At 70.1% G+C, this 13,197-nt stretch carries 10 protein-coding genes; 8 read left to right on the forward strand and 2 right to left on the reverse strand.

What is annotated here, in order from left to right:
• Positions 1 to 28: 28 nt before the first annotated feature.
• The 4 genes from PV682_RS29100 (at position 29) to PV682_RS29115 (ending at position 6,197) form a co-directional block, all read left to right on the forward strand.
• Positions 29 to 3,001 (forward strand): AfsR/SARP family transcriptional regulator, encoded by a 2,973-nt coding sequence (locus PV682_RS29100; protein ID WP_319734767.1) that lies wholly within the window; start codon positions 29 to 31, stop codon positions 2,999 to 3,001.
• A gap of 297 nt (positions 3,002 to 3,298) precedes the next feature.
• On the forward strand, positions 3,299 to 4,531 hold the full coding sequence (locus tag PV682_RS29105) for an amidohydrolase family protein (protein WP_319734768.1): 1,233 nt from the start codon (positions 3,299 to 3,301) through the stop codon (positions 4,529 to 4,531).
• The gene (locus tag PV682_RS29110; RefSeq protein ID WP_319734847.1) at positions 4,528 to 5,466 is read left to right on the forward strand and encodes an LLM class F420-dependent oxidoreductase; all 939 of its coding nucleotides are present in this window, start codon (positions 4,528 to 4,530) and stop codon (positions 5,464 to 5,466) included. Before PV682_RS29105 ends, PV682_RS29110 begins: the two co-directional genes overlap by 4 nt.
• A 77-nt stretch (positions 5,467 to 5,543) precedes the next feature.
• Complete coding sequence (locus tag PV682_RS29115) at positions 5,544 to 6,197, forward strand: response regulator transcription factor (protein ID WP_319734769.1); 654 nt, start codon at positions 5,544 to 5,546, stop codon at positions 6,195 to 6,197.
• A 12-nt stretch (positions 6,198 to 6,209) separates the two neighbouring features.
• Here PV682_RS29115 and PV682_RS29120 read toward each other — a convergent pair whose 3' ends face one another.
• Positions 6,210 to 6,995, reverse strand: coding sequence for a hypothetical protein (locus tag PV682_RS29120; protein WP_319734770.1), 786 nt, complete (start codon positions 6,993 to 6,995; stop codon positions 6,210 to 6,212).
• 38 nt (positions 6,996 to 7,033) lie between these two features.
• Positions 7,034 to 7,771, reverse strand: coding sequence for a hypothetical protein (locus PV682_RS29125; RefSeq protein WP_319734771.1), 738 nt, complete (start codon positions 7,769 to 7,771; stop codon positions 7,034 to 7,036).
• Between the two features lie 193 nt (positions 7,772 to 7,964).
• Between PV682_RS29125 and PV682_RS29130 the strand changes: the two genes are divergently transcribed.
• The 4 genes from PV682_RS29130 to PV682_RS29145 all read left to right on the forward strand — a co-directional run bounded on the left by PV682_RS29130 (position 7,965) and on the right by PV682_RS29145 (position 13,149).
• Positions 7,965 to 8,744 carry an SDR family NAD(P)-dependent oxidoreductase gene (locus tag PV682_RS29130; protein WP_319734772.1) on the forward strand — a complete coding sequence of 260 codons (780 nt, stop codon included), beginning with the start codon at positions 7,965 to 7,967 and terminating at the stop codon, positions 8,742 to 8,744.
• A 101-nt stretch (positions 8,745 to 8,845) separates the two neighbouring features.
• Positions 8,846 to 9,964, forward strand: a complete 1,119-nt coding sequence (locus PV682_RS29135; protein ID WP_319734773.1) for an LLM class flavin-dependent oxidoreductase — start codon at positions 8,846 to 8,848, stop codon at positions 9,962 to 9,964.
• Between the two features lie 6 nt (positions 9,965 to 9,970).
• The gene (locus tag PV682_RS29140) at positions 9,971 to 11,701 is read left to right on the forward strand and encodes an N-acyl-D-amino-acid deacylase family protein (protein ID WP_319734774.1); all 1,731 of its coding nucleotides are present in this window, start codon (positions 9,971 to 9,973) and stop codon (positions 11,699 to 11,701) included.
• A complete protein-coding gene (locus PV682_RS29145; protein ID WP_319734775.1) occupies positions 11,698 to 13,149 on the forward strand; it encodes an aldehyde dehydrogenase family protein in 1,452 nt (483 codons plus the stop codon). The genes PV682_RS29140 and PV682_RS29145 overlap by 4 nt, the downstream gene beginning before the upstream one ends.
• Positions 13,150 to 13,197 lie beyond the last annotated feature (48 nt).

The raw sequence follows: 13,197 nt of genomic DNA on the forward strand, positions 1-13,197 counted from the left end.
TCAACAGGGAGCGCCCAGGGAGACCTCGATGGACGACCGAGTACCGCGCGTGCCGAGACAGGAACGCCACGACCCCGTCGGGGACGAGGATGTGGCGGGACTGAGGTTCGGTGTGCTCGGACCGGTACGGGCCTGGCGGGACGACGTCCCGCTGCCCACCGGGTCACCCCAACAGCGCGCGGTGCTCGCGACGTTGCTGCTGCGCGAGGGCCGCACGGTGACCGCCGCCGAGCTGATCGACGCGGTGTGGGGCGAGGACCCGCCCTCCCAGGCGCTGGCCGCGCTGCGGACGTACGTGTCGCGGCTGCGGAAGGTGCTGACCTCGCGGATGCTGGTCAGCGACGCCGGGGGCTACGCGCTGCGGGACCCCGGCGGCACGGTCGCGTTCGACCTCACGGCGGCGCGGACCCTGTCCGAGGAGGCGGAGAAAGCCTGGGCCGCGGGCGACGTACGCGCCGCGCGGGACCGCCTCGACCACGCGCTCGGCCTGTGGGAGGGCGAGACGCTCGCGGGCGTACCCGGGCCCTACGCGGAGTCCCAGCGCGTCCGGTTGGAGGAACTGCGCCTCCAACTCATCGAGAACCGGCTCGACCTGGACCTCGAACTCGGCCGACATGCCGAAGCCGTCTCGGAGTTGACCTCCCTCACCGCCGAACACCCCCTCAGGGAACGCCTGCGCGAGCTGCTCATGCTCGCCCTGTACCGAAGTGGCCGCCAGGCGGAGGCACTTGCCGTGTACGCCGACACCCGCCGCCTGCTCACGGAGGAACTCGGCGTCGACCCCCGCCCCGGCCTGCGTGAGCTCCAGGAACGCATCCTGCGCGCCGACCCCGCGCTCGCCGAGCCCGAGGCACCGGCCGCCGAAACCCCCGTCGTCCGTATTCTGCCCGCTCAACTCCCCGCATCGGTACCAGATTTCACCGGGCGGGAGACTCTCGCCCGGGAACTGGTCGAGGCGCTCGTCGCGGAGAGCGGCGACGAGAACCGGGTGATGGCGCTCTCCGCGGTCGCCGGGATCGGTGGCGTCGGCAAGACGACGCTCGCCGTGCACGTCGCCCACCAGGCCCGATCCGCCTTCCCCGACGGGCAGTTGTACGTCGACCTCCAGGGCGCGAGCCCCCGTCCCGTCGAACCCCAGGCCGCCCTCGGCGCGTTCCTGCGCGCCCTCGGCACCGCCGACCCCGCGATCCCCGACTCGCTCCAGGAGCGCTCGGCGCTGTTCCGCTCGCTGCTCGACGGCCGCCGCGTCCTGGTCCTCCTCGACAACGCCCGGGACGCCGCCCAGGTACGGCCGTTGCTGCCCGGTACGCCCGGCTGCGCGGCCCTCGTCACCTCCCGCACCCGGATGGTGGACGTCGCGGGCGCGCACCTCGTCGACCTCGACGTGATGGCGCCGCACGAGGCGCTCGCGCTCTTCACCCGCATCGTCGGCGCCGAACGCGTCGCGTCCGAACGGGAGTCGGCGCTCGACGTCGTCGCCGCGTGCGGCTTCCTGCCGCTCGCGATCCGCATCGCCGCATCGCGCCTCGCCGCCCGGCGCACCTGGACGGTGTCGGTCCTCGCGGCCAAACTCGCGGACGAGAGACGGAGGTTGGACGAGCTCCAGGCCGGGGACCTTGCCGTGAAGGCAACATTCGAGCTGGGCTACGGGCAGTTGGAGCCCGCACAGGCCCGCGCCTTCCGCCTCCTCGGCCTCGCCGACGGACCGGACATCTCCCTGGCCGCCGCAGCCGCCGTCCTGAACCTGGCGCAGGACGACACCGAGGACCTGCTGGAGTCCCTCGTCGACACGTCGTTGCTGGAGTCGGCGGCGCCCGGCCGCTACCGCTTCCACGACCTGGTCCGGCTCTACGCGCGCGCATGCGCGGAACGTGACGAACTCCCCTCCGCCGAACGGGAGTCGGCGCTCACCCGGCTCCTCGACTTCTACCTCGCGACGGCCGCCGGGGTGTACGCGATCGAGCGGCCCGGCGACCGGCTCGTGGAGCAGCTGGAGGAAACCGCCTACCCCGGGCTGCACTTCGAGGACCGGCACGACGCGCAGGACTGGCTGTACGCCGAGGCGGGCGCGCTGCTGTCCTGCGTACGGCAGTCCATCGGGGACGGCCGACTGCGCCGCGCCGTCGACCTGTTGTGGGTCGCCAAGGACCTCGCCGAGTCCGGGGCCAACGCGCGCGAGTACGAGGTGGCCGCCAACGAGGCGCTCCAGCAGGCCCGTTCGGCCGGTGACCCGCACGCGCTCGGACGGGCGCTGATCACCCTCACGGACGTCCACCTCGTCGCCGGGCGCTTCGACCGGGCCGACGCGGCGGCCGTCGAGGCGCTGCGGGTCACCGAGGACGCCGACGACCCCGTACCGCGCTGCTGGGCGCCCAACACCCGGGGAATCATCGCCCTTTACCAGGGGCGGCACGAGGAGGGCGAGCGGCATCTGACGGTCGCGTTCGACAACTTCCGTGCCAACGGGAACAGGGCCGGTGAGGCGAGCGTCCTGTGCAACCTCTCCCGTATCCACCTCGCGACCGGGCGGGTGGAGAGCGCGGTGACGCTCGCGCACCGGGGCATCGGCATCTACGACCGGACCGGCAACGCCCTGCGCGGCGCCAACGGGCGGTACGCGCTGGGGCTCGCGCTCACCGAGAGCGGGCTGCTCACCACGGCCGCGGAGATCCTGCGGGACGCGCTCCACGTCTTCCGCGACAGCCGGCAGCGGCTGTGGGAGGGCATGACGCTGTTCCGGCTCGCCGAGGTCGACCTCGCCGCGTGCCGACCCGCGCAGGCCGCCGCCAACGCCGACCTCGCGCTCACCGCGCTGCGCGGGATCGGCGGGGAGTGGCGCCGGGGGCTGGTCCTCACGGTCCTAGGGCGGGCGCTGAGCGGGTTGGGGCAGGCGGGGCGGGCGCACGTGTGCTGGACCGAAGCGCTCGGGATCTACGAGGAGTTGAGGGCGCCGGAGGCGGAAGAGGTACGGGGGTTGTTGAAGCTGTCGGTGGCGGCGTAGGGGGTACCCGAGAGGTAGTACCTGAGATGTGGAAGCCGACGTTCATGGATCGTTTATCGGCCTCTGACATGCTCTTACCAACGAACGGCCGGACCGGGGGGAACGGCCGAGGTCGTTGAGCCCGTCCGGCGACTCACGGGGGAGTAGCCGGACGGGTGTTCCGCTCCACGGGGGAGTCGGAGGGGGGATCCGGGGGACGGCCGCGGTGGCACGGAGGGGGAGCCGCCGCGGCCGAGGCAACGCCCTTTGCCGCCCCGGGAGCTGACGCCCCGTCAGATCGGCGCTACCGTGGCCGGCATGGAGAACACGACAGAGTTCCCGCTGATCATCTCCGTCGACGACCACACCGTCGAACCCGCGCGTGTCTGGCAGGACCGCCTCCCGAAGAAGTTCCTCGACACCGGCCCCCGCGTCGTCCGGGCGCCCCTGAAGGAAATGACCTTCCTGGGCGGGCGGTTCAAGCCCGTGATGGGCGAGAAGGGCGACGAAGGACCGCTCGGCGACTGGTGGCTCTTCGAGGACCTCCAGCGCCCGCTGACCCGCCTCGACACGGCCGTCGGGTTCAGCCGCGACGAGATCCGGCTGGAGGTCATCACCTACGAACAGATGCGGCCGGGCTCGTACGACGTCCCCGCCCGGCTCGACGACATGGACGTCAACCACGTCCAGTCGGCGGTCTGCTTCCCCACGTTCCCGCGCTTCTGCGGGCAGACCTTCACCGAGGCGAGCGACCGCGAACTCGGCCTGCTGTGCGTGCGGGCGTACAACGACTGGATGGTGGAGGAGTGGTGCGGCCCGCAGGCGCGCGGCCGGCTGATCCCGCTCACCCTGATCCCGTTGTGGGACGCCGAGTTGGCCGCCGCCGAGGTCCGCCGCAACGCCGCGCGCGGGGTGCGCGCCGTCGCGTTCTCCGAGATCCCGCCCCACCTCGGCCTGCCGTCCGTGCACTCCGACGCCTGGGACCCCTTCCTCGCCGCCTGCGACGAGACGGGCACCGTCATCGCCATGCACATCGGCTCCAGCAGCCGGATGCCGTCCACCTCCAAGGACGCGCCCCCGGCGGTCGGTTCGACCATCACCTTCGCCAACTGCTGCTTCTCCATGGTCGATTGGCTGATGAGCGGCAAGTTCGAACGCTTCCCGAACCTCAAGGTCATGTACGCCGAGGGCCAGATCGGCTGGATCCCCTACATCCTGGAACGCGCCGACGTCGTCTGGGAGGAGAACCGGGGCTGGGGCGGCGTCGCCGACAAGGTCCACCGCCCGCCGTCCGAACTCTTCGCCGAGCACGTCTACGGCTGCTTCTTCGACGACGCGTTCGGCCTGCGCAACCTCGACGCGATCGGCGTCGGCAACGTCCTCTACGAGACCGACTACCCCCACTCCGACTCCACTTGGCCGAAGTCCAGGGAGGTCGGCGAGTCCCAGATGGGCCACCTCGACGCCGACGTGGTGGACCGCATCGTCCGCCGCAACGCCATCGAACTGCTCGGCCTGACCGCGGGCGGCCTGTGGCCGGGCCCGAGATGACCGGCCGCCTCGCCTACGGCATCCAGCTCCCCGTCCAGTCGCAGAGCCGCATCTACGTCGAACCCTGGGAACTCGACGCGGGCCCACGGGAGTTGGTGGAGGTCGCCCGCGCCGCCGACGAGGCGGGGTTCGCGTACGTCGCCTGCTGCGACCACGTCGCCATCCCGCGCCGCCTCGCGGACGCGATGGGCACGGTCTGGTACGACCCCGTCGCGACCCTCGCCCACCTCGCCGCCGTCACGACCCGCGTCCGGCTCCTCAGCCATGTCGCGATCGCCGGTCTGCGGCACCCCCTGCTCACCGCCAAGCAGTACGCCACCCTCGACCACCTTTCCGGCGGCCGGCTGATCCTCGGGGTCGGCGCGGGCCACGTCCAGGAGGAGTTCGAGGCGCTCGGCGTCGACTTCGCCCGGCGCGGCGCCGTACTCGACGAGACCCTCGACGCTCTGCGGACAGCGCTCGGGCCGGACGAATTCACCGGCCACCACGGCACGTTGTACGACTACGACGACCTCGGCCAGCGTCCCCGCCCGGCCCAGCCGCGCGTGCCGGTCTGGGTCGGCGGGTCCTCGCCCGCCGCGATCCGCCGGGCCGCCCTCAAGGGCGACGGCTGGCTGCCGCAGGGCGACCCGCGCGACCGGTTGCCCGCACAGATCGAGGCGATCCGCCAACTGCGCGGCGACATGGGCGAGTTCACCGTCGGAGCCATCGCCGAGCCGCTGTACGTCGGGACGCCGGACTGGGACGTCGGCCGCCGTACGCTCACCGGGAGCCCCGCGGAACTGGCCGACTCCCTGAACGTGTACGGGCAGTTGGGGGTGGACCAGATCCAAGTCAGGTTCAGAAGCCGCTCTGTTGGCGAACTCGCTGATCAGATAAGGAAGTTCGGTGCCGAAGTGGCCCCTCTGCTGGGGTCTGTGAGGCACCTCTCTTGAATCTTTGAACATGCCCCCGCCGCCCAGCGTATGTACGAACGTACGGACGTCGCTGTTCCGGCGGAAGGACCCCCACAGTGAGCTCCTCCGAAAGACTCTCCGTGGCTCTGGCCTGCGCGGAGGGCACCAGTTGGCCGCACTCCGACTGGCCCGCGCCGGACGACTCGTACGTGGGCCGCGTCTGGCAGGTCGCCCCGCCCTATCCGACGCTGGCGGACACCCCGCTGGACGTCGTCCTGCTGAGCTGCGTCGAACCCGCCCACGCGCTCCCGGAGTTGACCGGGGCCCTCGCCGGGCGCGGGGTGCCGGTGATCGTCGTCAGCGGGCGGCGGGACGTCGAGACGGTAGTCGCGGTCTTCCGGGGCGGCGCCGGCTACCTCGTCGACGGCGACTACTGCACCTGCATGCTCTCCTCGGCCGTGATGGCGGCCACCGTCGGCCACACCTACCTGTCCCCGGCGGCCTGCGCCGCGCTGCGCGAAGGGGCCCGCGAGGCGCCCGCCGGAGGGGACGCGGTGGAGCGCCTGCGGGCCCTTCTCTCGCCGCGCGAACGGCAGATCATGGAACTGCTCTCGACCGGGCTCGGCGCCCAGGAGATCGGGCTGCGGCTGCGGCTCAGCGAGAAGACCGTGCGCAACAACCTCAGCAACATCTACGCGAAGCTCGACGCCCGCGGGAGCACGGACGCGGTCCTGCGCTGGCTGGGGGCCACGCCCGTGCTTCGCACCTGAAAACGATCGACTTCAGGACTGGCTGATCTCGGCCACCGGGATTTCCACGTCCGTCACATTGGTGCCGCCCTCGTCGAGTCCCGGCTCCACCCGAATGCTGTTCTCGGAGTTCAGGATGCCGTTCGCCTGAGGCGTTCCGCATTTCACGTTCCGCAGCCACAGACGGCCGTCCGGAGTCCCGTTCTTCAGGATCTGCGGATAGAAGACGTGCACGGACGTGGCGCCTTCACTCGGGGAGAAGAAGACCTTCTGTCCGTCCTGGGCGTCCTTGTACGTGGCGCGCAGGAACCCGCTCACGTCCGTGCGCTTCGCTGACCACATGAAGAAGGCGATGCTGTCGGGCTGGACGGTGTCGCTGCGCTCGAAACTCAGGCCCGTCGTCTTCTCGTCCCGGGTGATGTTGATCTCCGAGGTGCTGAACTGGACACCGACCTCGAAGACGGAACTCGCGAGTTTCGTGCCGCCCTCCACGGTGAAGCCGTCCTCCAGTTCGATACTGCGGGTCACCGAGGTACTGACCGCGAATTCCTTCGAGGCCGCCGTCGTGTTCCCGCAGTTGTTCGTCACGGGAGAGACCCGCTGATTCGGGCCGAGGCTGTTCGCCTTGAACTGCACGTCGATGAATTCGCAGTTCTCCAGCTTGTCGGAATCCGCCGCGCAGTCGGCCGACACCTCGTTCGGCGTGGCCGCGCCGGCGGAGTTCATCAGCGGGATCGCGACGGCGAGCGCGGCCACCGGGGCGAGGGCCAGGGTGATGCGCTTCTTGCGGCTGCGGTGCTTTCTGGTGCGGGTGCCCATGACAGTCTCCAGGGTGTGAAATGGCTGGTGGGAAGGGGTCAGCAGTCTTCGAGGACGGCCTTGGACACGCCGTCGACGACGCCCGGCGCACCGGCCGCGCCCGGCAGCATGTGCGGGCCCTCGACGACGTCCGGGGCGACGAAGTTCTTCTCGGGAGTGGCGTTCGTGACGGTCGTCGCCGAGCGCGCGTCGATCCGTACGCGCCATTCGCCGGTCATGCGTTGCATTTTCGGCGTGAATTCCATGTGCAGCACCTTGCCGACCGGCACCTCGCGCTCTTCCGTGTCACTGGCGGTCGCCGAATCCACGGTCATGTCCAGGGTGCCCTTGTGCTTCACCCACGAGCCGCTGATGGCACCGAAAAGACCACCGCCGCCGCCCTGCTGGGTCACGGTGTACTTTCCTTCTCCCTGGGCCACCGTCGCCGACCAGCCGATCTTCACCTTGGACGGTTCCGTGGCACCCGGCTCGCAGTTCGGGAAGTCGATCGACGCCTTCTCGGTGGGGCCGTCGAAGGTCTCGAAGTTCGTCTCGACGAAATCACAGTTGTCCGCCGCGAAACCGTCGGCGAAGCCCCCGTTGAAGTCACTGACCGAGCGCTGCTTCCCGTTGAGCACCGCCGAGCGCTCGCACATCGACATGATCTGCTCGGGCGTCTTCTGCTCGTCGGCCGCGTTCGCCGAAGGGAGGAGGGTGATGATGGCGCCCCCGGTCGCCAGCGCGGCGCCTATCGCGACGTATCGGACCTTCTTGTTCCGGAGCTTTCTCTTGGCCATCCCTTGTTCCTCCCTTGAAGACTTCTTTGTCTGCCGCGGTCTGGATTATTGGGGGCTCGGGGCGGGCGCCAACAGGGTCAAATATCCCGGCTCACAGTCTTGTGACATTGCTCACGCAACGCCTGGGCAGGTATCTGACGACTCATCAGGTACGGCGCTACGATGCTGGCTCCACCGATGCCGAGGGGGTCCCATGGACAGCACGGGCAAGCTGGACGGCCGGGTCGTGATCGTCACGGGCGCCGCCCGAGGGCAGGGTGAGCAGGAGGCGCGGCTCTTCGCGGCCGAGGGCGCGCGGGTCGTCGTGGCCGACGTCCTCGACGAACAGGGCGAGGCGCTCGCCGCCGAACTCGACTGCCTGTACGCGCACTTGGACGTCCGCGAGGAGGACTCCTGGCGTGCGGCGGTCGACGCCGCCAAGGAGGCGTACGGCCACCTCGACGGGCTCGTCAACAACGCCGGCATCCTGCGCTTCAACGCCCTCACGGACACGCCGCTCGACGAGTTCATGCAGGTCGTGCGGGTCAATCAGGTCGGCTGCTTCCTGGGCGTCAAGACGGTCGCCCCCGAGCTCGCGGACGGCGGCACGATCGTCAACACTGCCTCGTACACGGCGATCACGGGCATGGCGGCGGTCGGCGCGTACGCCGCGAGCAAGCACGCGATCCTCGGCCTGACCCGTGTGGCCGCCCTGGAGCTGGCGCCCCGTGGCATACGCGTCAACGCGATCTGCCCCGGCGCGATCGACACGGCCATGTCCAACCCCTCGCTCCTGGACCCGAGTTCGGACCCCGAGGAGACGTCGAAGGCGCTCGACGCCCTGTACCGCAAGCTCGTTCCGCTGGGGCGCATCGGACGCCCCGAGGAGGTCGCCCGCCTCGCCCTGTTCCTGACGTCGGCGGACTCGTCGTACATCACGGGACAGCCGTTCGTGATCGACGGAGGGTGGCTGGCGGGAGTCTCGGTCATCTGACGACTCGTCAGCTATTGACGCTTACGGGGGGCGGTGCCAGAGTCGGCGGCAGTTCGTTGGCTGACGGTCCGTCAGAAACAGTCTTGGGGCGGTGAACCTCCTTGGAATTCGGGCTCTTTGTACAGGGATACGTCGGCAAGCGGGGCGAGGTCGACCCGCTCGCGGAGCACAAGGCGCTGCTGGAGGAGACCGAGTACGTCATCGAGGCGGACCGGTCGGGGTTCAAGTACGCCTGGGCGTCGGAGCACCACTTCCTCGACGAGTACTCGCACCTGTCGGCCAACGAGGTGTTCCTCGGCTACCTCGCGCACGCCACCGAGCGCATCCACCTCGGCTCGGGCATCTTCAACCCCCTCGCGCCGGTCAACCACCCGGTGAAAGTCGCCGAGAAGGTCGCCATGCTCGACCATCTCACCGGCAACCGCTTCGAGTTCGGCAGCGGACGCGGCGCCGGCTCCCACGAGATCCTCGGATTCATGCCGGGCGTCACCGACATGAACCACACGAAGGAGCTGTGGGAGGAGACCATCGCGGAGTTCCCGAAGATGTGGCTCCAGGACGAGTACGTCGGATTCCAGGGCAAACACTGGCAGTTGCCGCCGAGGAAGGTGCTGCCGAAGCCGTACGGCAAGTCCCACCCGGCGATGTGGTACGCGGCCGGCTCGCCCCCGTCGTACGCCATGGCGGCCCGGAAGGGCCTCGGCGTCCTCGGGTTCAGCATCCAGAAGGTCTCCGACATGGAGTGGGTGCTGGAGCAGTACAAGACGGCCATCGTCGACGCCGAACCGGTCGGGGACTTCGTCAACGACAACGTGATGGTGACGACCACGGCGATCTGCGCGCCCACCCACGACGAGGCGATCCAGGTCGCGGTCAGCGGCGGGCTGCACTACCTGCCCTCGCTCGTCTTCCGCTACCACGACACCTTCCCGCGCCCCGAGGGCTTCCCGGTCTGGCCCGAGACGCTCCCCGAGTACACCCCCGAGTTCGTCGAACTCCTCATCGAGGAAGAGCTGTTGATCTGCGGCGACCCCGACGAGGTGCTGCGGCAGTGCAAGCGCTGGGAGCAGGCCGGCGCCGACCAGCTGAGCTTCGGACTGCCGGTGGGCGTGCCCAAGGAGCAGACGCTCCAGACCATCCGGCTGATCGGTGAGCACGTCATCCCGAAGATAGACACGGACCCCGTGCACCGGACGACACGGTTCCGCCAGGGAGCGTGAGAGCTGATGCTCGATCATGTCATCAAAGGAGCCACGGTCGTTGACGGCTCCGGCGGCCCCGCGCGCGTCGCGGACGTCGCGATCCGGGACGGCCGTATCGCCGCCGTCGGCGAAGTCACCGAGGAATCCAGGACAGTTGAGGACGCGAGCGGCCTCGTCCTGTGCCCCGGCTTCGTCGACCCGCACACCCACTACGACGCCCAGCTCTTCTGGGACCCCTACGCCACCCCCTCCCTCAACCACGGCGTCACCACCGTCGCCGCCGGGAACTGCGGCTTCACCCTCGCCCCCCTCAACCCCGCGCGACCCCAAGACGCCGACTACACACGGCGGATGATGTCCAAGGTCGAGGGCATGTCCCTGCTCGCCCTGGAGGAGGGGGCGCCCTGGAGCTGGCACTCCTTCGGCGAGTACCTCGACGCCCTGGAGGGGCGGATAGCCGTCAACGCCGGTTTCATGGTGGGGCATTGCGCCCTGCGACGGCACGTGATGGGCGCCGACGCGGTGGGCGGACAGCCGGCCAAGGAGCAACTCGAGGAGATCGTACGGCTGTTGCACGACGCGATGGACGCCGGAGCCTGGGGCTTCTCGACCACCCAGTCCACCACCCACTCCGACGGGGACGGCCAACCGGTCGCCTCCCGGCACGCGCTGCCGGCCGAACTCATCGCCCTGTCCAAGGCGGTCGGCGAACACGAGGGCACCCAGATCGAAGCCATCGTCGCCGGCTGCCTCGACCAGTTCAGCGACGCCGAGATCGACCTCCTCGTCGACATGTCCGCCGCCGCCGGACGCCCCCTCAACTGGAACGTCCTCACCGTCGACGCCGCGGTGCCCGAACGCGTACCCCGGCAACTGCACGCAAGTGAGCGCGCCCGCAAGGCCGGTGGCCGCGTCGTGGCGCTGACCATGCCGATCCTCACGCCGATGAACATGTCCCTCGGCACGTTCTGCGCGCTCAACCTCATCCCCGGCTGGGGCCCGGTCCTCGGACTGCCCGTCCCCGAACGCATCGAGAAACTCGCCGATCCCGACGTACGCGCCGAGATGCTGCGCCGCGCCCAGTCCAAGGAGGCGGGCGTCTTCCGCAGGCTCGCCGACTTCGGGCGGTACGTCATCGGCGACACCTACAGCCCCGAGAACGAGGGCCTCACCGGGCGCGTCGTCCGCGACATCGCCGCCGAACGCGGCCAGGACCCCTTCGAGACCCTCGTCGAGATCTGCTCCAACGACCGGCTGCGCACGGTCCTTTGGCCGATGCCGCGCGACAACGACCCCGCCTCCTGGGCGCTGCGGGCCGAGACCTGGCGGCACGAGGACGTCCTCCTCGGCGGCTCCGACGCGGGCGCGCACCTCGACCGCATGTGCGGGGCGCCGTACACGACACGCTTCCTCGGTGACTGCCTGCGCGGGCGCAGACTGGTCGGGCTGGAGCAGGCGGTGAAGATGCTCACCGACGACCCCGCGCAACTCTTCGGACTGCGCCAACGCGGGCGTGTGGAGCGGGGGTTCCACGCGGACCTCGTCCTCTTCGACCCCGACCGCATCGACGCCGGCAAGGCAATCCTCGTCCACGACCTGCCGGGCGACAGCCCACGGCTCGACTCCAAAGCCCTCGGCATAACAGCCGTGTGGGTCAACGGGGTCGAGGCCATCCGCGACGACGTCGTGACCGGCGCCGTACCCGGCAAGGTGCTGCGCTCCGGGACCGACACCCGGACGGTGAGCACCAAGTGACCGACGGACAGCGGCTGTTCGTCGGCGGCGAGTGGGTGGAACCGGACGGCGGACACTACGAGGTGATCGACCCCGCCACCGAGGACGTCGTCGGCCTCGCCCCCGAGGCATCCGCCGCGCAGGCGAACGACGCGTGTGCGGCGGCGAGTTCGGCGTTCGAGAGCTGGTCGCGCACGCGCCCCGAGGAACGGGCCGCCGTCCTCGCCCGCGCCGCCGACCTGATCCTCGCCCGGCGCGCCGAACTCACCGACCTGGCGCGCGCCGAGACCGGGGCGACCACCGCGACCGTCCGCTCCATGCAACTCGGCGTCGCCGCTGCCCGGTTCAGGCGGTACGCCCGTGTCGAACCCGCCGAGTGGCCCATCGCCCCGCAGATCAACGAGGCCGGGCCGATGGGGAAGGCCGCCGTCATGGGGGCGTTGGCCGTGCGGCAGCCCGTCGGGGTCGTCACCTGCATCACCTCCTACAACAACCCCTGGGCCAACCCGGCCGGGAAGATCGCGCCCGCGCTGGCCATGGGCAACACGGTCGTCGTGAAACCGGCGCCCCAGGATCCGCTGTCGGTGTACCGGATGGCGGAGGTCCTGGAAGCTGCCGGGGTACCACCCGGTGTCGTGAATGTCGTATCGGGAGAGGCAGTTGAGGTCGGTGAGGCGACCGTCTCGTCCCGCGACGTCGACATGGTCAGCTTCACCGGGTCCACTGCCGTCGGGGTGCGGATCGCCGAGGCGTGCGGGCGGGGCATGAAGCGACAGCTCATGGAACTCGGCGGCAAGGGCGCGGCGTTGGTGTTCGACGACGCGGATCTGGGGTCCGCCGTCGCCGGGATCGGGACGACGTTCTCCTTCTACAGCGGGCAGATCTGTACGGCGCCCACCCGGGTGCTGGCCCAACGGGGCGTGTACGGCAGGCTGGTTGAGCAACTCGTAGCCTACGCAGGGCGGTTGACGCTGGGGGATCCCCGCGAGGCCGGGACCGTCATGGGGCCGGTGATCAGCGCGGCGCACCGTGAGCGGGTGCGGGCGCATGTCGAGTCGGCGGTCCGGGAAGGAGCAACGCCCTTGGTGGGCAAGGTCGTCGACCTTCCCGAGCGAGGTTTCTATCTCGGGCCGACCGTCCTCGCCGACTGCACCAACGGTATGCGGGCCGTCCGCGAGGAGATCTTCGGGCCCGTCGTCGCCGTCCTCCCCTTCGACGACGAGGAGGAGGCGATCACCCTCGCCAACGACTCCGAGTACGGGCTCATCGACTACGTCTGGTCCGGTGACGTCGCCCGTGCCTTCCGCGTCGCGCGGCGGCTGCGGGCCGGGGGTGTGGGGGTCAACACCGTCGGGCGGAACATGGAGGCGCCGTTCGGGGGGTTCAAGAAGAGCGGGGTGGGGCGGGACGTGGGGTCGTACGCGTTGCACGCGTACAGCGAGGTGCAGGCGATCGTGTGGCCGGGGTGAGGGGGCGCGGCTTGTTTCTGAGAGCGGTTACTGTCCGTTTCTCGTCGG

The sequence above is a fragment of the Streptomyces niveiscabiei genome (genome assembly GCF_033794345.1).
In the GTDB taxonomy this organism is placed as follows: domain Bacteria; phylum Actinomycetota; class Actinomycetes; order Streptomycetales; family Streptomycetaceae; genus Streptomyces; species Streptomyces niveiscabiei.